The organism is Arthrobacter sp. P1_H7 (assembly GCF_056405215.1).
Map to the genome: position 1 here is coordinate 118,154 of NZ_JBFUCO010000016.1, position 25,354 is coordinate 143,507.

Below are 25,354 nucleotides of genomic sequence, written 5' to 3' on the forward strand. Positions count from 1 at the left end.
TATAACGCGCGGGAAACGGTCAGGTCAGCTGTGTCGGGTGGCGCGCACGACGACGTCGTGCAGCGGCAGAGCGCGGTCACCGGGTCCGGGGAGTGTCCGTGTGATCTCCTCGGCACTCGCGATGCTCCATACGGCAGAGTCGAGACCCCTGGTGATGTCCGCGAGGGTGACAGTCGCTTCCGGGGGAGGGCGGTGCCCGTGCCCCGGGGTGGCGGGACCCTGCAGGTGCCCGACGATCAACAGTGTGCCGCCGGGGGCTACCCAATGCGAGATGCGTTCGTAGAAGGCAAGCTGCGGCATCGCCGGGTGCGCGTAGTGGGTGGTCACAAGGTCGAACCGGCCTCCCGGCGCCCACGACGCCAGATCCGCCTCGACCCAGGTCACCCTGCCGGACGCGGACTGCCCTTCGGCACGTTCGGCCGCCTGAGCGAGGGCAGCGCCGGAGATGTCGGCGCCGGTGACCTGCCAGCCGCGCGCGGCCAGCCAGGTCGCCTCGGCCCCTGTCCCGCACCCGGCATCCAGCGCTGTACCCGGGGCGAGTCCGCTGGTTTCGCGGACGAGATGCGGGTTCGGGGCACTCCCTCCCGAATCTGCCTGCGCGGCACCGTGGGCCAATGCCCAGTGCCCTTGCCAGTAGTCCTTGTCGAAGCTGTGCGTCATCGCATCCCCGTCGCGTCCCCCAGCTTCTTCCCCTGACGATGTCTCTGCCGTCTCGGCCATCTGGAACCCCTTCCGATCTGATTACGCTTGAGATTCCATGGTCCTGAACAATCAGGTGGGCGTGCAAGCGGTATTGCCGAATGGCAAAATGGCCCCATGAGCGACGATCTCGACCACACACTCAGCGCCGTCGGGCCGCGCCTCAAGCGCCTGCGACTCCGCCGTGACGTCACACTCGCTGACCTCGCCGAGCAGACAGGCATCTCCGCCAGCACACTCTCCAGACTCGAAGCAGGCCTGCGGCGGCCCACCCTCGAGCAGCTCCTGCCACTGGCCCGCGTGCACGGGGTAACCCTCGACGAACTCGTCGATGCGCCGCCGACCGGCGACCCCCGGCTCAATCTGCGACCCGTCGCCGGTGCAGACGGGTCGACGATCTTGCCGCTCACGCGCCGGCCAGGCGGTATTCAGGCCTACAAGTTCATCCTCCCCAAGGGGCGGGATGGACAGGAGCCTCAGCTGCGCACCCACGAAGGCTACGACTGGGCCTACGTCCTCAACGGCACCTTGCGCCTCGTCCTCGGTGAACATGACCTGATCCTCAGGCCCGGCGAAGCCGTGGAGTTCGACACCCGGACCCCGCACTGGTTCGGCGCCACCAGCGCCGGGCCGGTCGAATTCCTCAGCCTCATCGGCAAACAAGGTCAGCGCGCCCACGTCCGGGCTGCACCCAAACGCGATAGCTAGGCGCATCCTCTGACGGGCTCACTCCTTAGGCCGCTGCCGGCGCCATCCGGAGGGCCAGCATCCCGCCTTCGAGTAGCTCAAGTTCGACGATGTGCAGCGTGTGCCGGGTTCCGTCCTCCGGCAGCATCTTCTTGCCACGCCCGAGCACGATGGGGGAGACCAGCAGAACGTACTCGTCGACGAGGTTCTCCTCCATGAGCGTCTTGGTCAGCGTCGGGCTTCCCCACACGAGCACGTTCTCCCGCTCGCGAAGCTCGCGGACTTGGCCGGGTATGTCGTCGGCGATAATCGTGCTGTTGTTCCAGTCGGCGTGGTCCAGGGTGGTGGACACGACATACTTTGGCATGGCGTTGAATGTGTCGGCCGTGAAGTCGCCCGACCGTGACGGCCAGGAGGCGGCGAAGCCTTCATAAGTGACCCGGCCGAGCAGCATCGAGTCCGCCCCGGCCAGAACTTGTTCGTTGAAGGCCACGGTGGCGTCGCTGAAGAACGGGCCCGACCAGAGCTGGGGCTCCTCGGCAACGTTGTCCAGAGTAGAAAAAGCAGTCACTGTCAGCTTGCCCATGAAGATCTCCTTCAGGTCGGTGGCGCCTGGCTGTTATCCGAGGTTTCGGAGCCGGAGTGTTCGTGCCTCGTGGATGGCTGCCAGGGCAACTGCGCTGGCCGCGAGTGCGAGGGCGTGGACCCTGTACCACGGCTTAAGCAGGGGGCTGCGGCGCGTCTCGCTGAGCAAATCCCGGCGGGCAGGGGAAGTCTGTCCCATGCCCACAATCTATCGCCGATGCCCCTCGCCGGGCCATGGAGTCCAGGCGGACGCTTTTTGGGATGAAGCCACTCATGCCGGGCCGGTCAGCCCACCAGGGTCCTCACGGTTATGCCGCGGATCCTTCTTCTGCTGCGGGGGCAGCCAATTGTCCCAGCCACTGCCTGGCCACGTCGACGGACGTGAAATATGCGTGCGGGCAGTCCTGTTGCCGCAGCAGCGCCGCGGCCACCACGCGGTCCACGACGGAAGTCCCGACCAGTGCCACTGCTGAGACGAAGCGCTTCCCCAACAGCGTCTCTCTCGCCCCGGGACTCATGCACACGTCCACAACCTCCACGATCATCGGCTGCCGACTGGTTCCACTCACCGCCTGCACGGCCGCAACGACGGCGCCGGCATCGGCTGCCGAGACCGTGGAGCCGGGCTTCCAGGTCAGGTGGAAGGTGCCCTCCGCATCCAGGTCCAACTTTGCGTTTGTGCAGGTCAACGCGATTTCCGCCATGAGTTCCCCTTAGTCTTCCGATGAGGGTAGCCCACCCCGCGGCATAAATGTGACTTGTTGAACAATCACTAGGCATGACGGCAAAGGGCCGGAGCGCATAAGTGTTCCGCGGAGGCTGTGCATCATCGCGCACTAGCGGGCGGCTGGAGCGTTTTGACGGCTTCCGGTCACGGCCCCTGCCCATCGGCCTGATCCGAGATCGTGACGGTGCCGGCGTCGCCGTCCACGCGGATTCGCTGGCCGCTGGTGAGCCGCTGGGTGGCCACACCGGTGCCCAGCACGGCCGGGATGCCATACTCGCGGGCCACGATTGAACTGTGGCTCAACGGCCCGCCGACGTCGGTGACCACGGCGGAGGCCATCGCGAACAGCGACGTCCAGGCCGGGGTGGTGATGCGGGCCACCAGGACGTCCCCGGGCTCCATCAGGCCGAAATCCTGGGGCCCGCTCAGGACGCGGGCGGGGGCGGTGACCTGGCCGGAGCTGGCGCCGGCGCCCTTGATGACGTCGCCGAGCTGGTCCTGCGGGCCCGCCGGCATCATGGAGCCGAAGGCCCGCTCCATCCACCGGCTCTCCGGCAGCAGTTGCGGGGCAGCGGCCTTGGCCTGGCCCCGCCACAGCATCTTGCGCTCCTCGACGGCACCGGCGCGGACGGGCCGGTCTGCCCCGGTAATTGCCACGGCCGCCGGTGTGCCCGACCCGGCAAGGCCGAACTCGACGGCGCTGCGCAACTCCCGGTGGCGCAGCCAGAAGACGTCGCCGGGCTCGGCGATAACACCGGAGCCGACCAGCCGTCGTCCGAACTCGAACAGCATTTGCCGCAACAGCGGCCACGCCAGGCCGACGTCGGCCAAGGCATCCTCGCGGATCGGGGCTGCATTTTGCGCCCACCGGAGCAACCGGAGGAAGGCGGCCCGGCGCCTCGGCCCGAGCCGGGCGATGATTCGGCTCGTTTCCTCCTCGCGGCGGGCGGCCGAGAGCCGCTGGCGCTCGTACGGGTCATTGCCCTGTCCCCGCAGGTAAAACTTCACCGTCTCCAGCAGCGGCGAGGGATCGTCGGCCGGCACCGGGCTGACGAAGTCCAGGTTGTAGACCGCATGGCCGAACCGGCCGAGGTGCTCCTGGAAACGGGCATGCCAGTGCTGCCAGGGTGCCGGGTCCACGCCGGCAGGCGGGAACCCGGTGCGCTGCGACCCGGCCAGTGCCGCGGTGGGGGCGCTGAGGATCGCCGGGGCCAGCCCCGGGACGTCCCGGGCCCAGGCTGCGAGGTCGTACAGCGACTTCTCGGCCCGGATGGGTTCGCTGTCGTAGCCGAGGAGGAAGGTCTGGGCGGGGGGATCGCCGTCGCGCCGAACGAACTTGTCGTAGTAGGCCCGGAAGGAGATTTCGCTTGTTGCGGCGATCGGAATGATGGACTGCACGGCCGTGTAGTACACCGTGCCGGCGTCCAGCAGCGTCTGCACACCCGCCAGCAGTTCCTCGCCGGAGAGCTCTCCGACGGGCTTCGCCGACCAGTCCTTGATCACTTCCTCGTAGCGGGGATGCGAAAATTCCCGCCAGCCGGCCACTCCCATATGCGCCTTGCCGCGGGCCAGCGCGCGCATCGCGGTCAGCGACTTGCCCATCACCCGCCACATTCCCGAGTTGCGGTAGTAGTAATAGGCGTAGCCGTTGATAGTGGGCAGCCCGACGTCGTCCTCGCGGATGACTTCCTTGCCGACGGCGCCGGCCATCAGGGCCCTCAGCGACCGGGACACCGAGCCGTCAATGAGGTCGGCGAACAGCGGCGAGAGCGGGTCGGGCAGCTGTTCAACGATGCTTGCCCGGAAGTACAGCCCGTGCCGGTAGGGCACCGGCCAGGTGTCCGGGACGTCGGCTGCCGGTTCGGGCAGTGCGGTGATGGGCCGGGATTGCAGGATGAAGAACTCGCCACCGGCGCGTGCCCATTCGATGTCCTGCGGCGCCCCGAAATGATCCGTAATCCGTGTTCCGTAGCCGGCAAGCTCGGCCGCCGCCCGGTCGTCCAGTACGGCCAGGCGGCGGCGCGCCGCCGGCACCGGCTGCTCCAGGGTGCCGCGCTCCGCGTAGACGGTCATGACCTCCTTATCAGCTGTCCGGCGCGACAGCACACGGCCCGTCTCCACTTCGACGACGACGTCATCCGTGGTGACCGATCCGCTGACGACGGACTCGCCCAGGCCCCATGCGGCACTGATCACCGTCTGGTCGCGGCGCCCGTTGGCCGGATTGGCGGTGAACATCACCCCGGCCGCCTCGGCGTCGACCATCTGCTGGACCACGACGGCGAGGCGCACCGTGTCCGGTCCGATGCCTTCGCGGGCGCGGTAGGCCATGGCACGAGCCGTCCACAGGGAAGCCCAGCACTCGGTCACGGCCGCGGCCAGAGCCTCTTCCCCGCGGACGTTGAGGTAGGTTTCCTGTTGCCCGGCGAAGCTGGCTGAGGCGAGGTCCTCGGCCGTGGCGGAGGAGCGCACCGCCACGGCTGCGTCCCCGTTGCCGAGCCCCCCGTAGGCGGCGCTGAGTTCCGCGGCGATCCCGTCCGGCATGGTGCCCCCGGTGAACAGGGCGCGGATCCGTTTCGAGGCTTCCTCATAGTCCTGGGGCGCCGCCGTCGGCGACAGGGTGGCCAGTTCATGGATGCCGGGCCCGAGGTGGTTGGCAGCCACATAATCCGCATAGGCTGCGGTGTTCAGCACAAACCCCGGAGGTACCGGCAGTCCTGCCTGGCTGAGGCCGCCCAGTCCGACGCCCTTGCCGCCGGCCACGGCAACGTGGCCTCGCCCCACATCGCCGAAGTTGTTGATGTAGGTCATGACCTCGAGTCCTTTCCGCCCGGAGCCGGGGCTCCGTGGTTGAGCCTGATTCCCAACATACTGGCACTGCCGCAGGCAAGAGGCCATAGCCGTACGGGGCCAAGGTATCCCGTTGGTTCCCGCTCGATACGAACCTCCTCGTGCTGCACTGGCCCCGTCTTGGTGACGGTTCCGCCGGCAGGCACGGGCGGCCCCACGGGTTGCGGCTGAGCCGCACTGATCAGGAGGACGGTATGTTCCAAGTGCCGTGTGCCGGGTAGCCCAGCGTCGGCGAAACGGCCTTGGGCTCTGTGAATGTCTGGTCCTCAGCGGCGCCCTGAAGGCCTACTACATGCGGTATTTCCAGGTGGGCGTGATCATTCTTGTCGCGGCGGGCACCATCGACGCGATGATGGTCGCCGGGGGCGCCCCGTCGGACTGGCCGACCTTTTTGGCGGTCGGATTTTTCCTTGCAGTGTTGGGTTCCGCGATCGGTGGACTCCTTTACAACGCGAAGAAAATCGCGCCTGCATCGAAGCCGGGCAGGATCGACGTGCTGCTCTCGCTGGACGACGAAGAGCGAAAGGACATTCGCCGCCAGATTCTCGGGAAGGCACCCGTTGATCCGGACCACCTGGTCGTTTCGCGGGCCGCCGCCGTGCAATTACGAAGGAATGTCGCCATACAGCTGACCTGGATGACCATGCTCCCGCTCACATTCATTCCCCAAGTCCTGCGAGTCGCCGGGTTCGCCTCGTGGGTCATGGCTGCTGGCGTGGCTGTCTTGGTGATTGGGGCGATGTTTACGGTCAGGGACTTCCAGCGGGCAGGGAGGTTCCTGGACCGCACGGCGGAACGGGGCGCCGGGGAGGGAGCCCCGTGAGGCCAACAGTGGCGGGCGTAGCAGGCCTAGAAGGTGGGGTCCTTGAGCGAGGCGACGGCTGAGAGCCAGGTGCACGAGCAGGTCTGGTCCTTGTCCAGTTAGTCGAGCAGGGGCTTCGCTGCTGTTGGGGATGCCAGAAGGCGCCGCGGTCCCTGGTAAGTGCTGGTCGAGTCGAGTGCCGGAATTGCCGGTCAGGTCACAAAGTTCTCAGGCGCTTCCGGTGACTGGCTTCCGCCGCGGGAGACGTGGACTTTCGTGGCGGACGCTCCGGACTGCTCCGGGATCTGGGCGCGGATTTCCAGGACACCGTCGATATAGCTGGCCTCGACGTTGTCAGTGTCCGCCCCGCGGGGGAGCGGGACGCTGCGTGAATATTCGCCGTACCGCACTTCGCTACGGTAACCCGGCTGATCCTTGTGCGCAGGCTCCGTGCGCCGGGCGACGATATTCAAGTTGCCGTCGGTGACGGTGATATCGATGTCCTTGTCGGGATCGATGCCGGGGATGTCGGTTCTGACCACCAAGGTGTTTCCGTCCCGGTATTCTTCGACTCTGAGCCAGGTGTCGGACTCGCCCTGCAGGAAGCGCCGGACAGGTTCGGGCACGTCGATGCCCGTGCGGCGGAATAGGTTGTCCATCTCTATCTCCTTGCTGTTTTGCACCTCTGGTCCCGTGAGGTCGGAGGTGCGCGGAGCCGTGACATCGGCCGCTTTGGCGGCTACTACTTACGACGGCTACTCACGATGGCGACGCCGGCGCGGGCAGCGGGAACTGCTCTTGGGGACTTTCAGAGCTTGTGCTCAACTAAGGGTGGCGGGGCAGGGGGCCCGGCATTTGGTTGGATTCGGCGGGTGCGGGCCGAGAAACACCGGGGTGTTCTTTGCCGGGTGTTCCAGAACCGGCCCGCAGCCGTCTAACAGACGTGGGAGGACGCCGTGAGGGGCAGCCCTGTATCCGAGGGACCGAGCCTGCTACGCCCGGGTCCTGCGACCGGCAAGGGCGCCATAGATCAGGAGCACAATAACGGCCCCGAGGATGGAGAGGAGCCAGGTCCGCAGATCGAAGAAGTCAGCGAGGCCTCCGCCGAAGATCAACGATCCGATCCAACCTCCGAGGATTGCGCCCACGACGCCAACAACGAGTGTGATCAGCCAGCCGCCTCCCTGCCGGCCCGGAAGGACCGCCTTGGCGATAGCTCCGGCGATAAGGCCGAGAATGAGAAAAGCAAGAATTCCCATCTTTGTACTTCCTTTCGGTAGACCGGTCGTGGAATGCGGCCGTAACGGCGATTTAATCAGCATGCGTAGTAACGCGCAATACCCGGCGTAGCGGCCTTGGATCTCGCTCGTCCCTCGCCGTTCCCGCCTCCAATGGAAGCGGCGGCCGGCCGTGCGTGCCGGGCGTGGCCGGCCGAGGGGAACTGGCCGAGGGGGCTAGTTCATTGAAGCTGGGGGCCGGCTTTGGGTGGGCGGAGGGCCGCTGGAGCCTGGAGTTCCCGGTCGTGGAGCCTGGAAGAAATCCACGAACCGGGCGAGTTGTTCAGACAAGGCCTCCCACCCGTCGAAGTCGGCAGGAACGGCCGCACGCTCGGCCCTCGAGGCCGCCTGCAGTGCGGCGTTGCCGGCGTCGGTAATCTCGACCCGAAATTGGCGCCGATCCGCCGGGTTTCGCGTCCTCGTAACCAGCCCCTCGTCCTCGAGCCGGGCAAGGACGCGGCCGAGCGTTTGGCCTTGGACATGGACTTTTGCGGCGAGCTGTTCCTGGTACATGGGGCGGGGTGCCACGGCTTCCAAGGCGATGACGGCGGCACGCGTCAATCCCAGCGGGGCCAGGGCATCGTCGTGGAGGCGTTGGACTAACCGGGCCGCTGCGGTCAGAAGCCGGTAGCCGTCCCGGGCGTGGGGCTCACGGGCGAGGATCACGAAGAAGGCCTTCCTGATTGGGTGGCAACGAAAGTCACGCTGCCCGCGACGGCGACAAAAAGCGCCGGCGCTGAACCTCCACCCTATGCATGGCGGACACTCTTTTGGCAAGTATGCTTACTATTTTTCGCACGCAGCCCGCAGGGGCACGGTGCGTCGTGGGGAGGGCGTGAGCCGGGCCGTCCGTTTTTCGACGGAGGGCTTGCGCTCCATATAGCAAGTGTGCTTACTATCTAGTTAGTAACCGTGCTTACTAATTTCATCCGGTAGCGCTAGTCACGATCCCAAGCGGACCATTCCTGAAAGAGAGCAACGATGACACAGAATCCATGGGCCCAGACAACACCCGAAGTTTCCCCGGACCGGTACGCCGGCGTTGGAGTTGTGCCCCCGCAAGGCACGGGACGCGCTGACTCCAAACAGGAAGCGGCAAAGGACGAAGCTGCAGACGTAACGCGGCACGCGGCAGACGCCGCCCAGAACGTCGCCGAGACGGCCAAGACGGAGGCAGTCAACGTTGCCTCCGAGGTCAAGACCAACGCCCGGGACCTGCTGCACCAGGCCAAGTCCGATCTCACCGAGCAGGCAGGAACCCAGCAGCAGAAGGTCGCCGAAGGTCTACGATCCGTCGCCGGCGAACTGCATTCCATGGCGGCAGCCTCCGACCAGCCCGGCGTGGCCACCGACCTCGTCCGCCAAGCCGCCGAGCGGTCCTCCGCCGTTGCGTCCTGGCTCGATGGCCGGGACCCGGGTTCGCTGCTGACCGAGGTAAAGTCCTTTGCCCGCCAGCGCCCGGGCACCTTCCTCCTGCTCGCGGCCGGAGCCGGTGTACTGGCCGGGCGTCTCGGCCGCAGCCTGAGCGCCGGCGCCCCCGAGGCGACGGGCGCCACCGCTGCCGGCACGTCCACTGCCGGCCGGATCCCCGATACCGGGGTAGCGGTTCCGCCGCCGCCGGTGCAGATGCCCGCTCCGCAAACCACGACGGCAGGCCTCGCGGACACCTACCCGACGGCAGGCCTCGCGGACACCTACCCGCCGAATCCGCTGGACTCCAATTTGGGAACCCACGATCCGCTCCGCGACGCCGGGCAGGGCCGCCGGTCCTCAGAGTCCGTGGCCGGCGAGCCCTTGCAGCAGGCTGATCCGCTGCGCGATGACCCCTTTGACGGCGGCCGTCGATGAACAGCGAAATGCCTCCCACAGCCGCGCAGGCAAAGGCTGAATCGACCTCCCTGGGTGACCTTCTCGGTGAGGTCACACGGGACATGTCCACCCTGATGCGGCAGGAGGTGGAACTGGCCAAGGTCGAACTCAAGCAGTCCGCCACCCGGGCAGGCAAGGGCGCCGGCATGCTCGCCGGCGCCGGCGTCGCTGGCCACTTCGTGCTCCTGTTCCTCTCTTTGGCGCTTTGGTGGGCGCTGGGGAATGTGATGGGACTGGGCTGGTCCGGCGTCGTTGTCGCCGTCATCTGGGCAGTTGTCGCCGCCGTATTGGCAGCCATGGGCCGCAAGGAACGGAACGCGATCAAGGGCATGCCGAGAACGGCCGAAACCCTCCAGGAAATCCCGCCCACCCTAAAACCCAACTCCTAGATTCAGCGAGGAAACACGATGAGTGAAAACCCGGATGTCATCCGAGCAGATATTGAAGCAACCCGTGCCCGCCTGGGCACAAACGTGGACGCCGTCGCTGACAAAGTCACGCCGTCGCACATCGTCCAGCGGCAGACGGACAGAGTCAAAGAGAACGTCAAAGACGCCGTCTTCGGAGTGAAGGATAAAGTCATGGGAACCGCAGACCACACCGCCGACCACGTCCACTCCGCCACCGGAACCGTCGGCGCGCACGTGAGTGACGCGGGCTCCGCAGTTGCGGGCGCGCCGGGCCAGTTGAAGAACAGGACCCAGGGGAACCCGCTGGCTGCCGGGCTGATCGCCTTCGGAGCCGGCCTGCTCGTTTCCTCCCTAATCCCGGCCAGCCAAAAGGAGCGTGAAGCCGCTGATGCCCTCAAATCGGCAGCCGAGCCACTCACCACGGAACTGACGGACGCCGCCAAGCACGTGGCCGAAGGGCTGAAGGAGCCCGCCCAGGAAGCCATGGCGAACGTCAAGGCCACTGCCGCGGACGCCACCGATCATCTCAAGGCAGACGGGCAGACCGCTGTGGCGGACGTCAAGGATCGCACCGCCGAAGCCAAGGACAACGTTCAGCAGGCCTGAGGCCGCGTCTGAATACGGCCGGCCGCCCTCGCTGATGCGCTGGGCGGCCGGCCATTTCCCTTAACACCACGAAGGAATCTCCATGGCCAAGAACCCAACCAGGGCTGAAAATGAATCCATGACCGACGCCGAAACGGACGAGAGCAGCACCGCCAAGGCCCGCACGGCACCCGCCCCGGACGACTCCCGCAAACCGGACAGCCCGGCCGACGTCACTAAGCCCTCGTGGAAGTACATCGCCAAGAAGACCTTGCGTGAATTCACGAAGGACCAGTGCCCGGATCTCGCCGCAGCCCTGACCTATTACTCGGTCCTCTCAATCTTCCCGGCGCTGTTGGCCCTCGTGTCTTTGCTGGGCATCTTCGGGCAGGCAGAGAAGACCACGTCCGCACTCCTGGAGATCGTCCAGGGATTCGCGCCTGCTGAAACTGTGGAGGCAATCAAACAACCAGTCGAGCAGCTCAGCAGTTCCTCCGCGGCTGGACTCACTCTGGTGATCGGCATCGTCACCGCCCTCTGGTCCGCCTCCGGCTATGTCGGAGCCTTTGGCCGGGCAATGAACCGGATCTACGAAATCGACGAGGGCCGCCCGTTCATCAAACTTCGGGGCACGATGCTCGCCGTCACCATTGCAACCGTGCTGATCGTTCTCGTGCTTTCGGCCATGCTGGTGCTGAGCGGGCCGGTGGCCGAGGCCGTCGGCAACGCGATCGGCCTGGGCGGGGCAGTCCTGACGGCGTGGAACATTCTCAAGTGGCCGGTGATTTTGTTGCTCGTGATTCTGGCGATCGCCATCCTCTACTACGCCACGCCGAACGTAAAGCAGCCCAAGTTCCGCTGGATGAGCCTGGGGTCCGCTATCGCCCTGGTAATCTTCCTGCTGGCGTCCCTGGCCTTCGCTTTCTATGCGGCCAACTTCAACAGCTACGAAAAGACCTATGGTGCGATCGGTGGCGTCATCATCTCGCTGCTGTGGCTCTGGATCCTGAACATGTCATTGCTGTTCGGTGCCGAGTTCGACGCCGAGATGGAGCGTGGACGGCAACTCCAGGCCGGCATTGAGGCCGAAGAGACCATCCAATTGCCGCCACGGGATACGAAACAGAGCGACAAGCTCCAGGCCCGCGAAGAAGAAGACATTCGCCGCGGGCGCGAGCTGCGGGAACAGCACGGGAACCAGCCTGAACTGCAGGAAGACAAAAACCATCCTCGGGACACCGACGGAGTGGAGCGCCCCTAACCCGCGGAATTGTTAGGCATTACTGATGGCGGCGAGTTTGACGTTGTCCGTCTGACCTTCCCAGGTGCCGGTGAGCGCGAGCGGGCCTACAGGGTGCTCATCTAGGTCCAGCCGCCGGATAACGAGCAAGTGGAGGTCGGCAGTCTCGATGGCGGTGCCGGCGTCGGTGGCGCGCGGTGCCGCCGAAGGGACGTCAGGATCTGCATCGAGTTTCGGTCCGGTGCTTTGCACGAAGACGGTCTGGGCCAGGAGTTCCAGGTTTTCCCCTTTTTGGAGGTATTGCTCTGCCTGCGGGCGGCCCAACATGATGCTCGCCGCCAGTGCTGCCACGTAGATTGGATCTGCGCAGGCATCATAAACCCATCTCTGGCCGAGTACCGAGTGTTGCATCGTTCCGACCAGCCAGGGTTCCGCGCCGGCCAAGGGCTGGGCCCTGTACGTGAGTGGGACTTGAAAAGTGGAGCTGCCCACAGACACGATGATGGTTTCTATGCCGACCTCGCCGGCGGGGTCGTCGAAACGGTATGCGCCTACTTTCTGCAGCGCTGCCGTGTCGGGTTCCGTGAACCACGGCTGGCGGGGCAGCCACTCTGCGAGAAGTTCAAGTTTCGTCGGCTGCAGTTCTGCCTGGTGGATGATCGCCATGACTGCAAGCCTAACCGCGGCCCGGGGAGTTCGGGCAGAAGCTGTCCTTCAGATTGACGCAGCCCGCACCATCCGGCCCGACAGGGTAGGGCCGGCGCGTGAAGTTTCAGTCGACTATGGCGGTGGTCTCCGGCCGCAGCGCGGGACCGAACTTGGCCTATCGGGTAATGGCGTGCACGAGGTCGTCCACCGGCCGGGAGCTGTCGATTCGAAGGACGGGGCAGCGCAGAGTAGACAGCCACTGTTCGTGTCGGCGGAGGTTCCGGCCCGCGAAATCGGGGTCGTCGTATCCTCGCGCCCAGGACAGGAACTCGTCATGGGCTGCCTGGTCGATCCCGCCTGTTTTGGCCAATTCGCGAAACCTGATTCGTTCCCTTGCCCGCAGCCGCGACATGCGCGCCTCCGGATCGAGGGTGAGGAGCACTGCAGCATCAATCTTCTCCACGAGGTCCTCGCCCCAGCCCATGATGGAACCCGAAAGAACCCAGGCACTCCGCGGCAGGAAGACTTCGCGCATCAACGATATGCGCTCCGGCGGCGTCCGCTTTTCCCGGTACGGCGGTGATGTCGGCTGCCAGAAGTAGTCGTCGGCGTCGGCGTGGGGTACCGCCCACTGGTTGGCGATTGCCCGGCCGAGGGTTGTCGTTCCAGATCCGCTGGCGCCCGTGATGAACAAGCGGCAAGGGCTGAGGGTGTTCTGCATCGTCGCAGAGTACCTCGTTAGGCCCAGCTCAGCGCACAGCGTGGCCCAGGAGGGCTATCCATCCTTCCCGGTGAGACTGTCGGAGGGGGTGCGGGTGTTAGCTTGAGGGGTGGGTTCCTTACCGTCGGCGCGTACGCAGAGGCTCGTGCTGTGGATCGCGATTCTCGCCTCCTTTGTGTCGTTTCTCGACGGCAGCGTCATCAACGTAGCGCTGCCGGCCATTTCCCGTGAACTGGGCGGCGGACTGACGACGCAGCAATGGGTTGTCGATGCCTACCTGATTACCCTGGGGTCACTGATCCTGGTCGCCGGTTCGCTCTCTGATTTGCTGGGCCGGGTTGTCGTTCTCCGCGCAGGCCTGATCGGGTTCGGCGCGACGTCAGTGATGTGTGCGCTGGCACCCACAGCGGACTGGCTGGTCCTGGCCAGGGCGCTTCAAGGCGTCGCGGGCGCCTTGCTGGTGCCCAGTTCCCTGGCCCTGATCACATCAAACTTCGACGAAGCGCCCCGGGCGAAGGCAATCGGCCAGTGGACAGCTGGTACAACCGTGGCTTTCATCGCCGGACCCCTGCTCGGCGGAGTGCTCGTAGATTCGGTGGGCTGGCGCTGGATCTTCGGAATCAACGTCCTGCCCATTGCCGTGACTTTGTACTTGCTAGCCGTGCTGCGGGCCAAGGATGTTCGCAAGAAGGGCGTGCGGATCGACTACCTGGGTGCGGTGCTCTGTGTGCTGGGGTTGGCGGGGCCGGTCTACGCGTTGATCGAACAAGGCAACTATGGCTGGGGGAGTCCGCTCATTCTGATGCCCCTCACCCTCGGCATCCTGTGCCTCGCCGGATTCATTTGGCGGGAAAGGATGGCGCATCAGCCGCTCTTGCCCCTCAGCCTCTTCTCCGTCCGAAACTTTGCCGTCGGCAATGTGGCTACGGCATTTGTCTACGCCGCATTGTCGATCGGGGGATTCATCATCGTTCTTTTCCTGCAGCAGGTCGCAGGGTTTCCGGCGACGATGGCCGCGCTGGTACTGCTTCCGGTCAGCATCGTCAACATCCTCCTGGCGTCATGGTTTGGTTCACTGGCCGGGCGGTTCGGACCGAGGTGGTTCATGGCCTTCGGACCTGCTCTCGCCGGCGGCGGCTACCTCCTGATGCTCGCGACTGAAATCCCGGTCAACTATTGGACCCAGCTGATGCCTGGGATCCTCCTGTTCGCCGTCGGGCTCTCGGCGACTGTCGCACCACTGACCGCCGCCATTCTCGGTTCGGTTTCGGAACAACAGGCCGGCATCGGCTCGGCAGTGAATAACGCCGTCAGCAGGGTAGCCGGTCTGATCGGCATCGCGCTGGTAGGCCTGGTCGTGGACGGCGAACTTGAGCTCGATGGATTTCACCGGATGGTGGCGGTGACGGCGGTGTTGTTGATACTCGGGGGCATAGTTTCCGCCGTCGGTATCCAGAACCCGCCTAAGCGGCCCGCACTCCGGGCAAGGCAGAAGGTCCCATCCCAAAGCAGCGGGAGCCGTCGTATTTTCAAACCTGGCCCATAGGACGGGCCGCGTTCAGAGCTTGTGTCCGGTGGCCGGAGCGTCGTTGCGCCACCACGGCCACACGGGTGGCATAGGCTTTCGGTATGGGACTAATAATCACACTGCTTATCATTTGGCTTGTTCTTTCGATCCTTGGCTTCGCCGTGAAGGGCCTGCTCTGGTTGGCCATCATCGGCCTGGTGCTCCTGGTGGCCACGGCTGTATGGGGCTGGGTGAAGCGAAAGGCCAAGGCCTGATGCAACCCTGATATCCATTCGGCGGCGGCCGGTCCCCTTCAGGACCGGCCGCCGTTTTCGTGAAATTCGCGGCATCAATGAGCCAACTCGGGGGTGGCCGCCCCGACGGGCGCGGGCTCTCCGCAGCCATCACGCTCCGCGCCGGCGAGACCCTGACGATGGTCCTGCACTGGTCGGGGCGGGTCCGGCTCCGTCAGCATGAGGCGTTCCGCTCTCACGCTCAAGTTGCCGGATCATGCGGAGACGGGCGCCGTACTGGCTGCCGCGCCGTCGTCGTCGCCAGAATGGCCCGGCACGCCGCGGAGCTGGGGCTGTGGTTGGTACTGACGCCCATCGTGGAGATGGGCATGTTGGTTTTATGTCCACTCGCCGGAGCCGGGGCGGGGCATGTCCGGTGGTTCGGACCGGCCCGGCCCCGGCTGGCGGGTGACTCTGCCGGGTGACTAGGGTGAGGCCACCCGGGCAGGGGCTGTTGCCGCGGCGTCGGGCGTCTGGTCCAGGCTCGGTTCGAGCCGGACGATGACTGCCTTCGAGACTGGCGTGTTGCTGCCCTCGGCCGTGTGGTTCAGCGGCACCAGCACGTTGGCTTCGGGGTAATAGGCAGCAGCGCAACCGCGTGCCGTGGGATAGGACACCACACGGAACTTGCGCACCACGCGTTCCTCACCGTCGTCGTACACGCCGCGGACGTCCACGTACTGACCGTCCGCAAGGCCGAGTTCGACGATGTCGTCAGGGTTGACGAACACCACATGGCGGCCCTTCTTGATGCCCCGGTAGCGGTCGTTGTGCGAGTAGATGGTCGTGTTGAACTGGTCGTGGGAGCGCATGCTCTGCAGGATCAGGGTTCCCTCCGGCCGTTCGACAAGTTCAAGGTCATTGACTGTCAACACGGCCTTGCCGGTTGGCGTGGGGAAGGTGCGGGAGTCGCGGGGACCGTGGGCGAGGACAAACCCGCCTTCCTGCCGGATCCGTTGGTTATAGTCCTTGCAGCCGCCCACCACGTGCGAAATGTGATCCCGGATGAGGTCGTAGTTCTTCTCATAGCCGTCCCAGTCGGCCCTGATCTTGTCGCCCACCAGGAGTTTGCCCAGCCGGCTCACGATGGCCGGCTCCGAGAGCAGATGATGGGACACCGGTTCGACGCTGCCCCAGGACGGGTGCACGGCGCAGACGGTGTCCTCCACCGAAACGAACTGCGGACCGGATTCCTGGATGTCGATCTCGGTGCGGCCCATCGTAGGGAGGATCAGGGCCTCGCGGCCCGTCACAGTATGCGAGCGGTTCAGCTTGGTCGAGATCTGGACCGTCATCTCCGTGTTTTGCATGGCAGCCTCGGCGGCGTTCGTGTCCGAGATGGCACCCACCAGGTTGCCGCCCAGGGCGACGAATACCTTGATCTCGCCCGCACGCATCATGTTGATGGTCTCGACGGCGTCCGCGCCGTGTTCGCGGGGCGGCTCGAAGTCGAACTCCTCGCCGAGGGCCTCCATGAAGGACTGCGGCATCTGCTCCCAGATGCCCATGGTCCGGTCGCCCTGCACGTTGCTGTGCCCGCGGATGGGGGAGGCTCCGGCGCCGGGCTTGCCGATGTTGCCGCGCAGCAGCAGGAGGTTGATGATCTCCTTGATGGTGGCAACACCCTTCTTCTGCTGCGTGATGCCCATGGCCCAGGTGATGATGACTTTCTCGGCCTTGAGGTAGCGGGCGGCGAGCTCGTCGATGTCCTCGCTGCGCAGGCCCGTGGCCTCGAGCACCGTGCGCTCATCCAGCCCGGCGAGGTGCTCCTTGAGCTCCTCGAATCCCTCGCAGTGTTCGGCCAGGAAGGCGTGGTCCAGGACTGTCCCGGGGTTCTTGGCCTCGGCGTCGAGCACGCGCTTGGACACGGCCTGCAGCAGCGCCATGTCGCCGCCGATCCGGATCTGGAGGAACTGGTCCGCGATCTGGACGCCGTGACCGATGACGCCGTTGACCTGCTGCGGGTTCTTGTACCGGCGCAGGCCGGCTTCGGGGAGGGGATTGACGGCCACGATCTCGCCGCCGTTGCGCTTGCACGCCTCGAGTTCGGTCATCATCCGGGGGTGGTTGGTGCCGGGATTCTGGCCCATGATGATGATCAGGTCGGCCCGGGCGTAGTCATCGAAGCTGACGGTCGCCTTGCCGATGCCGATGGTCTGGCCCATGGCCCAGCCGGAGGATTCGTGGCACATATTGGAGCAGTCCGGCAGGTTGTTGGTGCCGTAGCCGCGGACCATCAGCTGGTAGAGGAAGGCAGCCTCGTTCGAGGTCCGGCCGCTGGTGTAGAACGCCGCCTGGTCGGGGGAGTCCAGGCCCTTGAGCTTGTCGGCCACGAGCCGGAGCGCCTCGTCCCAGCTGACCGCCTTGTAGTGGTCCTCGCCGGCGGCTTTGTACACCGGTTCGGTCAGCCGGCCCTGCATGCCAAGCCAGTACTCGGTCTGGCTGCGCAGGTCGCTGACCGAATTCTCGGCCCAGAAAGTTTCGGGAACCACCACCGGGGTCGCCTCCCAGGTCACCGCCTTGGCCCCGTTTTCGCAGAACTCGAACGCCTTGCGGTGGTGCGGATCCGGCCACGCGCAGCTCGGGCAGTCGAAGCCGTCCTTCTGGTTCATCGCCATGACGGTCTTGCGGGTCCGGTTCAGTCCCATCTGTTCGATGGCCGGCTTCATGGAGTGGTACACGCCCGGGACACCGGCGGCCCAGCTCTTCGGCCCGTCGCCGACGACGAGATCCTGCTCGGACGGTTCCTCGATGTGAGGAGTCTTGCGTGTCACGTGATTTTCCCTTCTGCAACCACCACCCGGACGGGACGGCGTGCTGATCTGCCACTCTGCACCTTACCGTCAGGCCTATCAGCTTGGTCGGAGCGCCGCAAGCAATTGGCCCGCACCCGTCCGTGCACCGTCCGGGACCTGGGCGCGCCGCCCATAGCAGCACCACCTTGGCGCAAGCTGGGGATCTGCTGTGCGCCGGCCTCAGGTAGCCGGCCGCCAAAAGTCAGGTCCTGCAGAAGTAGCCGTTACCTGTCTGTTATCCGCGGCCGCCCCTTCGGAGCAGTACTCCCCGCGCGGGCTGGTTGGTCTCCGTCGACCTCCGAGCGAGTAGGCCAGCCCGTCGGCGCGCGTACCTACGGCGGGTGAACCAAGTGGACGGAAACACCGGAAATCCCCGGACTGCGGTCCGGATCGCAAGCTACTGGCCAGTCCCAGCTTTCTCCAAGGAATCACCCAGCACTCTTGCACCATCACTCACTCGAAGAGGCAGGTGTGCAATGAATTTGTTCGCATGCAGGAAGGTCGAGGGCCAAAGACGTGCCTTTGGCCGGCCGACCCGCGCAGTAGCCGCAGGGACAGCGATGACCCTGATTAGTTTCATGGGACTCACCACAACGGCGCTTGGCGCCAGCGCCGCGCCGGCACCCGTCGGCGCAGGCTTCACCGTCACCGCGGCCGACCTGGCCTACATCCTCAAGCAGATCAAGATCGCCGAGGCGCACGTCGCCAACACGACGTCGGCCACCGGCCCTTGCGGGGCGCTGGTCGGGCCGGGTCCCAACCAAGTTCCCGATGCCCTCACCTCCTATGGCCTCCGTACGGTTGACGGCTCCTGCAACAACCTGATCAAGGGCCGCGAAACGTTTGGGGCCGCCGATCAGCTTTTCCCGCGCCACGCGACGCCGTCGTTTAGCACCGCCGACGCTGTCCCCGCCGGGTTCGGCCCTGCCGGCACGTCCTCCTACGCACAGAAGTCGGGCAATGTGTTCGACTCCCAGCCCCGCCAGATCAGCAATCTGGTCGTGGACCAGACATCCACCAATCCAGCCGCCGTGGCTGCTGCCGGGTTCCCGGTCCGGACCCAGGGCAACCCCGGGCTGTTCCCCTGCACCACTGATCCTGACCCCTTGGCGTCTCCGCCGGTCGAGGCTGTGCCGGCCGGCTGCGTCCCCACGGGTGACACGCTGTTCATCCCCAACGTCACCACCGACGTCGGACTCTCCCCGCCGTACAACTCCCTGTTCACCCTGTTTGGTCAGTTCTTCGACCACGGTGTGGATCAGACGGTCAAGGGCGGCGGAACGGTCTTCGTGCCGCTCAAGGCCGACGACCCCCTGATCACCGTGGGCCCTGATGGCAGGGCCAATACGGGAGACGAAGTGGACCCCAACAGCCCGAACGCGTTCATGGTCCTCACCCGGGCCCAGAACCAGCCGGGCAACGACGGCATCCTCGGTACCGCGGACGACGTCCAGGAAGCCGCCAACACGGACTCGCCCTACGTGGACCAGTCCCAGACCTACACATCCCACCCCTCGCACCAGGTGTTCCTGCGGGAATACATCAACAACGCCGCCGGCAGGCCGGTTTCAACCGGCAAGCTCCTCGGCGGTCCTGCCGGCCCCACAGCCGGCGGCATGGCCACGTGGGCGGACGTCAAGTCGCAGGCAGCAATTTTCCTTGGCCTCAAGCTTGAGGACAGGGATGTCACCAACATCCCGATGATCGCAGCTGACCCGTACGGCAAGTTCATTCCCGGCCCCGCCCGGGGCCTGCCGCAATACGTCACGCTGACCGGACTCGTTGAGGGCGACACGGCAAATCCTGTCCCGGTGCCGGCAAACGTGCGGCACTTCGACACCCCGTTCCTGACCGACATCGCGCACAACGCCGACCCGTCGCCGCAGGACGCGGACCACAACCCTGCCACGCCGCCCGTCGCGCCCACCCCGGACACCGACAACACGGCCTCCGCAGATTTTGCGAACCAGCCCGCCGGGACGTACGACGACGAAATGCTCAACGCGCACTTCTGTGCCGGTGACGGCCGCGTCAACGAAAACATCGGCCTGACCACGATCCACCAGGTGTTCCACTCCGAGCATGACCGGCTCGTCGCGGACATCGAGAACACCCTGACCAACGACACTTCGGCCACCGGCGTCGCCGCGCTGGCGGAGTGGAAGCTGGCCGCCGGTGCCAACGGCTGGAACGGCGAACGCCTGTTCCAGGCCGCACGGTTCGTCACGGAAATGGAATACCAGCACCTGGTCTTCGAGGAGTTCGCCCGTAAGGTCCAGCCTGCGGTCCAGCCGTTCCACGTCTACCACACGGACATCAACGCGGCCGTGAGGGCAGAGTTCGCCCACGCGGTCTACCGGTTCGGGCACTCGATGCTCACCGAGACGATCGCAAGGACCAACGCGGACGGCACCGACAACTCCATTTCCCTGCTGAATGGCTTCCTGAACCCGCCCGAGTACACCAACGGCGGATCGGCGGGGTCCCTGACCTCGGAAGAGGCCGCCGGGAGCATCGTCATGGGCATGAGCGACCAGGTCGGCAACGAACTCGACGAGTTCGTGACAGGCACCCTGCGTAACAACCTGCTGGGTCTTCCCCTGGACCTGGCGACGATCAACATGACGCGTGCACGTTCCGAAGGCGTTCCGCCGCTAAACGAGCTGCGGCGCCAGATCAACAACGAAACGGGCGACGCCCAACTGGCTCCGTATACGAGCTGGGCGGATTTCGGGCAGAACCTCAAGCACCCGGAATCGCTGATCAACTTTGTAGCCGCCTACGGCACCTACCCGAGCATCACCAGCGAAACCACGCTGGCAGGCAAGCGGGCAGCGGCCAAGGCAATCGTTGATCCCGGCACCCTGGCAACCCCTCCCACGGCTGACATGACGGACTTCATGAACAGTGCCGGTCCGTGGGCGACGCAGGAAACCGGCCTGAACAAGGTCGACCTCTGGGTTGGTGGCCTCGCTGAGAAGACCAACCTCTTCGGCGGCCTCCTGGGCAGCACGTTCAACTACGTGTTCGAGAACCAGCTGACCGACCTGCAGAACGGCGACCGGTTCTACTACCTGCTGCGCACACCGGGCATGAACCTGCGGGCGCAGCTGGAGAGCAACTCCTTTGCCGAGATGATCATGCGCAACACCAACGCGCACTCGCTCAAGGCCGATGCGTTCGGCACCGCCGACTGCAAGTTCCAGCTGGGCAACCTGGCCGGCACCCCGGCGGGCTACACGGCATCGGGGGCCACCGTCGCCGATGACCCGGCCAGCGAGTGCCAGGAGAACCTGCTGCTGCTGCGCAAGCCGGACGGCACCATCCAGTACATGGAGAAGAACACGGTCGATCCGAGCGGCATCAACGGCCAGTCGGTCTACAACGGCACCGCCAACGCTGACCGGGTCACCGGCGGCAACGACAACGACACCTTCCTCGGCAACGAGGGCAACGACGTCATTGAAGGCCAGGGCGGCGACGACATCGCACTCGGCGGCACGGGCAACGACAGGATCACCGATCTCTCGGGGGCCGACGTGCTCAAGGGCGGTCCGGGTAACGACTACCTCAACTCCGGTATCGGTGACGACATCAACATGGGCGGCGACGGCCAGGACTTCACCAACGGCGGCGCCAACGACAACGAAACCTTTGCCGGCGAAGGAAATGACTTCGTGCAGTCCGGTGACGGTGCCGATGCGACGTTTGGTGACGGCGGCGACGACTGGATCCAAGGCGGTTCCGGCCAGGACCTGCTGATCGGCGACCACGGCGCACCGTTCTTCGACGACCCGGCCCAGACGAAGCCCGGAAACGACATCTTCGTCGGACAGGTTGGCGAGAACGACTACGACGCCGAAGGTGGCGACGACATCATGACGAGCAATGCGGCGATCGACAGGTATGCCGGCTCGGCAGGTTTCGACTGGGCCTCGCACCAGTACGACACCGTGCCTGCCGACGACGACATGAAGATCAACAACAACCTCGTTGGTGTTCCGCTGCCGGTCGTGGTCAACCGCGACCGCTGGCAGGAAGTGGAGGCCAACTCGGGCTCCAGGTTTGACGACGTGATCCGAGGTGACGACGAAGTGCCCAGCACCGTAGGTGGTGCCGGCTTCAGCGGCTGCGACGTCCTCGACCAGACGGGCATCAACCGGATCGCCGGCCTGGCAGCCATCCTCCCGGCGCCGACAACCCCGCTTGCACCCGTGGAAGCACTCTCACCGATGGGCGTCTGCCCGCTGACCGGTCCGGTCTGGGGTGATGGCAACATCATCATCGGCGGCCTTGGCAGCGACAAGCTCGAAGGTCGCGGCGGCAACGACGTGCTCGACGGCGACCGGTCCCTGAAGATCCGCATCAGCGTGCGGGACAACGCAGGCACAGAGATCGGGACCACCGACCTCATGGAGCGCCCGTACCAGACGGGTAACCCGCAGACCCTGGCGGCCGCAGTAGCGGCCGGCGTCGTCGACCCGGGGAACCTGGTGGCTGTCCGCGAAATCGTGACCCCCACCGCCCTCGAAACAGCGGGCAACCGGGACGTCGCGATCTTCACCGGGCCGCGGGCCAACTACACCATCACCACGACAGGCGGCACGGGCACCATCGGTTCGGCTGGCTCGACCACCACGGTGGTGGACAACGTCGGCATCGACGGCACGGACACGATCCGCAACATCGAGTTCCTGCAGTTCTCCGATACCGTTCTGCCTAACGCCCCGGTCATCGGCACGGCAACCGCCGGCGCCGGGCAGGCAACGGTGCGCTGGACAGCTCCGACCACCGGCATTGCCGACTCCTTCTCCGTGAAGGTGCTCGACGTGACGACGGACCCGGCCGGCGTCCAGGTCGGTGCCCTGCGCACCGCTCCGGCAGGCGCCACCAGCCTGGTGGTGACGGGCCTGACGAACGGATCCCAGTACCGGTTCCAGGTGCTGGCCAGCAACGCCCTCGGTGACAGCCCGTTCTCGGCACTCTCCAACACAGTGAGCCCGACGACGGCGACCGTACCGGGAGCGCCCACCATCGGGACGACCACGGCAGGGAATGCCTCGGTGACCCTGACCTGGACCGCACCGGTATCCAACGGCGGATCCGCCATCACGGGATACTCGGTGCGGGTCTTCGCCGGCACCGTGGGGGTCCGGACACAGGCAGTCACCGGAAACGTCGGAACCGTCGTCGTGACGGGCCTCACCAACGGGACGGCGTACACGTTCGACGTCGCAGCCGTCAACGCAGTGGGTAGAGGCGGATTCTCGGCCCGCACGGCAGCGGTGACACCGCGGACGGAATTCGTGGCTCCCACCGTGACCGCGCGGACACCGGCATCCGGTGCCTTCTCCGCAAGCCAGACGGCGAACCTGACGGCAACGTTCAGCGAGGCGGTGACGGGAGTCAGCGGAACCACGTTCCAGCTGCGGCTCGGCACCACGGTGATCCCGGCCGCCGTGGCCTACAATGTGCTCACCCGGGTTGCGACTCTCAACCCGAGCGTCACGCTGACGGCGGACGAAGTCTATACGGCCACGCTTTCGGGGATCCGTGACCTTGCGGGTAACACGATGGCGACAAACACGTGGTCGTTCACCACGGGCCCGAACCCGACCATCACCGCCACGACTCCCCTCTCGGGAGCCACAGGTGTGCTGCGCAACAGCGACGTGACCGCCACGTTCAGTGAGGCCATTACCGGCTTCGCAGTTGGCGGCAATGTCCGGATAGAACGCGTCTCCACCGGAGCAGCGGTCACTTCGGCCCTCACGTTCAACACCACAACCAGCGTGCTGACGATCAACCCCGGAACCAGCCTCCTCGCGAACACCCAGTACCGGGTCACCATCACCGGTGGCACCACTGGCGTCCGCGACCTGGCCGGTAATCCTCTGACAACCCGGGTCTGGTTGTTCACCACGGGAACGGGCGTGTAGCAGCAGTCTGGGAACGCCGGCKGGCGGGGCCGCTACGGTCTTCAAACTGGGCGCTGTCGGCGCCCTCGGCCTTGCCGGACTCAGTGGCGGCGATGACGACATCCCCGCCACTGGGCCGAGCACACCGGTCATCACCGCCAGCCAGCTTGCACCCGAGAACATGCCTGTTCCCTATGCGGGCGTCTTCCGCCGCCCTCCTGAACTCGTCCCCTTTCAGACGGGTTTCGACGGCGGCGACCCGGCCCGTCCGTTCGCCCGCTACGCCCTGACCCAGAAGCTCGGCCAGGTTCAGTTCGTGCCCGGACTGAACACCACGGTCGCGGGCTACAACGGCATCGTCCCCGGCCCCACCATCCGGGCCACCCAGGGCACCCGGACCGAGGTGCGGATCCGCAACGCGCTGCCCGCCGCCGGGCTGGTTCAGCCCGCCCGCTTTGATACCGTCACCCACCTGCACGGCTCAGCGTCGCTGCCTCAGTACGACGGCTATGCCAACGACATCACCGTCCCGGGAAACGTCAAGAACTACCGGTACCCCAACTTTCAGACGGCTCGGACCCTCTGGTACCACGACCATAAGCACCACATCACCGCCCAGAATGTGTATTCGGGGCTCGCGGCCTTCTATCCACTGTCCGACAAGTTTGAGCGTGCCCAACTGCCGCAGGGCGAATTCGACGTACCGCTCATGATCTCGGACGCGATGTTCAACGCCGACGGCTCGCTCGCCTACAACGACAACGACCAGAAGGGCCTCTGGGGCGACATCATCATGGTCAACGGCGTGCCGTGGCCCACCATGAAGGTCAAGCCCCGGATCTACCGCTTCCGGGTGCTAGACGCCTCGATTTCGCGGTCCTACCGGCCCACCCTGTCCACCGGAGATCCCATCTACGTGGTGGGCACCGACGCCGGCATGACGCCCAAGGTGCAGGCCGTGAAATCCTGGCGGCAGGGCACAGCGGAACGCTATGAGGTGCTGATCGACTTCCGGAAATACCGGACCGGCCAGCTGATCGAGCTGCGGAACCTCAGCAACAAGAACAACATCGACTTCGCCAACACCAACAAGATCATGCGCTTCCAGGTCGTGGCCGACTCCGGGTCCGGGGCCGGCTCCATTTCCAGCATCCCGGCAACCCTGGACGACGGCGGCTCCGTCAACGCGTCCAGGGGCGGCATCCCCACCATGAGCCTCACCCCGGCGATGGCGAAGGCGAAGCGCGAACTGAGATTCTTCCGGGACCACGGAGAGTGGACCGTCAACGGCGTCACGTGGGCCGACGTGGAGAAATCCGGGTTCACCAAGCTGTTCGGCAACCCCCAGCCCTTCGACGTCGAGCAATGGACCATCATCAACGCGTCCGGGGGCTGGTTCCATCCGGTGCACATCCACCTCATTGACGCCAAGATCATCGCGAGGAACACCAACGGCGGCCTGCCGTTTGCCTGGGAGAAGGGCCCCAAGGATGTCTTCTACGCCGGCGAGAACGAGTCCATCACGGCCCTCATGCAGTTCGACACAGGTACCGGCGGGGGAGGGCGGTACATGATCCACTGCCACAACCTGGTCCATGAGGACCACGACATGATGGTGCAGTTCTCCGTGGGCGACCTCCGCACCAACGACCCCATCACTTCCGACCCGCCGACCCTGGACACCACTGCTCTGGACGCGTTCCCGCCGGTGTACCGGCCCGGACTGCCCGCAGGGACCTGA

General features: G+C 65.6%; 21 protein-coding genes. 10 read left to right on the forward strand and 11 right to left on the reverse strand.

Annotation, left to right across the window (positions count from 1 at the left end):
* Window positions 1-24: 24 nt before the first annotated feature.
* A complete protein-coding gene (locus AC1DXI_RS15910; protein ID WP_476939418.1) occupies window positions 25-720 on the reverse strand; it encodes a class I SAM-dependent methyltransferase in 696 nt (231 codons plus the stop codon).
* Window positions 721-816: 96 nt separating this feature from the next.
* On the opposite strand from AC1DXI_RS15910, the gene AC1DXI_RS15915 reads away from it, so the two are divergent.
* Window positions 817-1,407: a helix-turn-helix domain-containing protein gene (locus AC1DXI_RS15915; RefSeq protein ID WP_026537330.1), complete on the forward strand. Its 591-nt coding sequence runs from the start codon at window positions 817-819 to the stop codon at window positions 1,405-1,407.
* Window positions 1,408-1,432: 25 nt separating this feature from the next.
* Here the strand turns inward: AC1DXI_RS15915 and AC1DXI_RS15920 are convergent, their stop codons facing one another.
* From AC1DXI_RS15920 to AC1DXI_RS15935, 4 genes are all read right to left on the reverse strand, one after another.
* Entirely contained in the window at window positions 1,433-1,972 is a 540-nt protein-coding gene (locus AC1DXI_RS15920; protein WP_476939419.1) for a dihydrofolate reductase family protein, read from the reverse strand.
* Between the two features lie 33 nt (window positions 1,973-2,005).
* A complete protein-coding gene (locus tag AC1DXI_RS15925; RefSeq protein ID WP_476939420.1) occupies window positions 2,006-2,170 on the reverse strand; it encodes a hypothetical protein in 165 nt (54 codons plus the stop codon).
* Window positions 2,171-2,279: 109 nt separating this feature from the next.
* Window positions 2,280-2,675: a DUF7793 family protein gene (locus AC1DXI_RS15930; protein ID WP_476939421.1), complete on the reverse strand. Its 396-nt coding sequence runs from the start codon at window positions 2,673-2,675 to the stop codon at window positions 2,280-2,282.
* 167 nt (window positions 2,676-2,842) lie between these two features.
* Window positions 2,843-5,509, reverse strand: a complete 2,667-nt coding sequence (locus AC1DXI_RS15935; protein WP_476939422.1) for a PEP/pyruvate-binding domain-containing protein — start codon at window positions 5,507-5,509, stop codon at window positions 2,843-2,845.
* A gap of 331 nt (window positions 5,510-5,840) precedes the next feature.
* On the opposite strand from AC1DXI_RS15935, the gene AC1DXI_RS15940 reads away from it, so the two are divergent.
* On the forward strand, window positions 5,841-6,371 hold the full coding sequence (locus AC1DXI_RS15940) for a hypothetical protein (RefSeq protein WP_476939423.1): 531 nt from the start codon (window positions 5,841-5,843) through the stop codon (window positions 6,369-6,371).
* 191 nt (window positions 6,372-6,562) lie between these two features.
* Here the strand turns inward: AC1DXI_RS15940 and AC1DXI_RS15945 are convergent, their stop codons facing one another.
* The 3 genes from AC1DXI_RS15945 to AC1DXI_RS15955 all read right to left on the reverse strand — a co-directional run bounded on the left by AC1DXI_RS15945 (window position 6,563) and on the right by AC1DXI_RS15955 (window position 8,293).
* A complete protein-coding gene (locus tag AC1DXI_RS15945; RefSeq protein ID WP_476939424.1) occupies window positions 6,563-7,009 on the reverse strand; it encodes an Hsp20/alpha crystallin family protein in 447 nt (148 codons plus the stop codon).
* A gap of 333 nt (window positions 7,010-7,342) precedes the next feature.
* Window positions 7,343-7,609, reverse strand: coding sequence for a GlsB/YeaQ/YmgE family stress response membrane protein (locus AC1DXI_RS15950; RefSeq protein WP_028276267.1), 267 nt, complete (start codon window positions 7,607-7,609; stop codon window positions 7,343-7,345).
* A 195-nt stretch (window positions 7,610-7,804) separates the two neighbouring features.
* Window positions 7,805-8,293, reverse strand: coding sequence for a MarR family winged helix-turn-helix transcriptional regulator (locus tag AC1DXI_RS15955; protein WP_476939425.1), 489 nt, complete (start codon window positions 8,291-8,293; stop codon window positions 7,805-7,807).
* 315 nt (window positions 8,294-8,608) lie between these two features.
* On the opposite strand from AC1DXI_RS15955, the gene AC1DXI_RS15960 reads away from it, so the two are divergent.
* From AC1DXI_RS15960 to AC1DXI_RS15975, 4 genes are all read left to right on the forward strand, one after another.
* A complete protein-coding gene (locus tag AC1DXI_RS15960) occupies window positions 8,609-9,475 on the forward strand; it encodes a hypothetical protein (protein WP_476939426.1) in 867 nt (288 codons plus the stop codon).
* 8 nt (window positions 9,476-9,483) lie between these two features.
* Window positions 9,484-9,885 (forward strand): phage holin family protein, encoded by a 402-nt coding sequence (locus tag AC1DXI_RS15965; RefSeq protein WP_476939427.1) that lies wholly within the window; start codon window positions 9,484-9,486, stop codon window positions 9,883-9,885.
* 18 nt (window positions 9,886-9,903) lie between these two features.
* Window positions 9,904-10,512: a DUF3618 domain-containing protein gene (locus AC1DXI_RS15970; RefSeq protein WP_476939428.1), complete on the forward strand. Its 609-nt coding sequence runs from the start codon at window positions 9,904-9,906 to the stop codon at window positions 10,510-10,512.
* 82 nt (window positions 10,513-10,594) lie between these two features.
* Complete coding sequence (locus AC1DXI_RS15975) at window positions 10,595-11,752, forward strand: YihY/virulence factor BrkB family protein (protein WP_476939429.1); 1,158 nt, start codon at window positions 10,595-10,597, stop codon at window positions 11,750-11,752.
* Window positions 11,753-11,764: 12 nt separating this feature from the next.
* On the opposite strand, the gene AC1DXI_RS15980 is transcribed toward AC1DXI_RS15975, so the two are convergent.
* A complete protein-coding gene (locus AC1DXI_RS15980) occupies window positions 11,765-12,397 on the reverse strand; it encodes a CG0192-related protein (protein WP_476939430.1) in 633 nt (210 codons plus the stop codon).
* A gap of 157 nt (window positions 12,398-12,554) precedes the next feature.
* On the reverse strand, window positions 12,555-13,100 hold the full coding sequence (locus tag AC1DXI_RS15985; RefSeq protein ID WP_476939431.1) for a P-loop NTPase family protein: 546 nt from the start codon (window positions 13,098-13,100) through the stop codon (window positions 12,555-12,557).
* A 145-nt stretch (window positions 13,101-13,245) separates the two neighbouring features.
* Between AC1DXI_RS15985 and AC1DXI_RS15990 the strand changes: the two genes are divergently transcribed.
* Window positions 13,246-14,646 carry an MFS transporter gene (locus AC1DXI_RS15990; RefSeq protein ID WP_476939432.1) on the forward strand — a complete coding sequence of 467 codons (1,401 nt, stop codon included), beginning with the start codon at window positions 13,246-13,248 and terminating at the stop codon, window positions 14,644-14,646.
* Between the two features lie 83 nt (window positions 14,647-14,729).
* Entirely contained in the window at window positions 14,730-14,882 is a 153-nt protein-coding gene (locus AC1DXI_RS15995) for an LPXTG cell wall anchor domain-containing protein (RefSeq protein WP_018773036.1), read from the forward strand.
* 443 nt (window positions 14,883-15,325) lie between these two features.
* Here the strand turns inward: AC1DXI_RS15995 and AC1DXI_RS16000 are convergent, their stop codons facing one another.
* Window positions 15,326-17,674, reverse strand: coding sequence for an FdhF/YdeP family oxidoreductase (locus tag AC1DXI_RS16000; protein ID WP_476939433.1), 2,349 nt, complete (start codon window positions 17,672-17,674; stop codon window positions 15,326-15,328).
* Window positions 17,675-18,255: 581 nt separating this feature from the next.
* Between AC1DXI_RS16000 and AC1DXI_RS16005 the strand changes: the two genes are divergently transcribed.
* Window positions 18,256-23,634 (forward strand): peroxidase family protein, encoded by a 5,379-nt coding sequence (locus tag AC1DXI_RS16005; protein WP_476939434.1) that lies wholly within the window; start codon window positions 18,256-18,258, stop codon window positions 23,632-23,634.
* A gap of 160 nt (window positions 23,635-23,794) precedes the next feature.
* Entirely contained in the window at window positions 23,795-25,354 is a 1,560-nt protein-coding gene (locus tag AC1DXI_RS16010) for a multicopper oxidase family protein (RefSeq protein WP_476939435.1), read from the forward strand.

Bases quoted from the DNA above. Each gene is read 5' to 3' on its own strand.
- AC1DXI_RS15920 (WP_476939419.1), bottom strand. From the start codon at position 1,972: ATGGGCAAGCTGACAGTGACTGCTTTTTCTACTCTGGACAACGTTGCC.
- AC1DXI_RS16010 (WP_476939435.1), top strand. From the start codon at position 23,795: ATGCCTGTTCCCTATGCGGGCGTCTTCCGCCGCCCTCCTGAACTCGTC.
- AC1DXI_RS15950 (WP_028276267.1), bottom strand. From the start codon at position 7,609: ATGGGAATTCTTGCTTTTCTCATTCTCGGCCTTATCGCCGGAGCTATC.
- AC1DXI_RS15960 (WP_476939426.1), top strand. From the start codon at position 8,609: ATGACACAGAATCCATGGGCCCAGACAACACCCGAAGTTTCCCCGGAC.
- AC1DXI_RS15915 (WP_026537330.1), top strand. From the start codon at position 817: ATGAGCGACGATCTCGACCACACACTCAGCGCCGTCGGGCCGCGCCTC.
- AC1DXI_RS15945 (WP_476939424.1), bottom strand. From the start codon at position 7,009: ATGGACAACCTATTCCGCCGCACGGGCATCGACGTGCCCGAACCTGTC.
- AC1DXI_RS15985 (WP_476939431.1), bottom strand. From the start codon at position 13,100: ATGCAGAACACCCTCAGCCCTTGCCGCTTGTTCATCACGGGCGCCAGC.
- AC1DXI_RS15940 (WP_476939423.1), top strand. From the start codon at position 5,841: ATGCGGTATTTCCAGGTGGGCGTGATCATTCTTGTCGCGGCGGGCACC.
- AC1DXI_RS16005 (WP_476939434.1), top strand. From the start codon at position 18,256: ATGACCCTGATTAGTTTCATGGGACTCACCACAACGGCGCTTGGCGCC.
- AC1DXI_RS15965 (WP_476939427.1), top strand. From the start codon at position 9,484: ATGCCTCCCACAGCCGCGCAGGCAAAGGCTGAATCGACCTCCCTGGGT.
- AC1DXI_RS15930 (WP_476939421.1), bottom strand. From the start codon at position 2,675: ATGGCGGAAATCGCGTTGACCTGCACAAACGCAAAGTTGGACCTGGAT.
- AC1DXI_RS15935 (WP_476939422.1), bottom strand. From the start codon at position 5,509: ATGACCTACATCAACAACTTCGGCGATGTGGGGCGAGGCCACGTTGCC.
- AC1DXI_RS15995 (WP_018773036.1), top strand. From the start codon at position 14,730: ATGGGACTAATAATCACACTGCTTATCATTTGGCTTGTTCTTTCGATC.
- AC1DXI_RS15980 (WP_476939430.1), bottom strand. From the start codon at position 12,397: ATGGCGATCATCCACCAGGCAGAACTGCAGCCGACGAAACTTGAACTT.
- AC1DXI_RS15925 (WP_476939420.1), bottom strand. From the start codon at position 2,170: ATGGGACAGACTTCCCCTGCCCGCCGGGATTTGCTCAGCGAGACGCGC.
- AC1DXI_RS15970 (WP_476939428.1), top strand. From the start codon at position 9,904: ATGAGTGAAAACCCGGATGTCATCCGAGCAGATATTGAAGCAACCCGT.
- AC1DXI_RS15975 (WP_476939429.1), top strand. From the start codon at position 10,595: ATGGCCAAGAACCCAACCAGGGCTGAAAATGAATCCATGACCGACGCC.
- AC1DXI_RS15910 (WP_476939418.1), bottom strand. From the start codon at position 720: ATGGCCGAGACGGCAGAGACATCGTCAGGGGAAGAAGCTGGGGGACGC.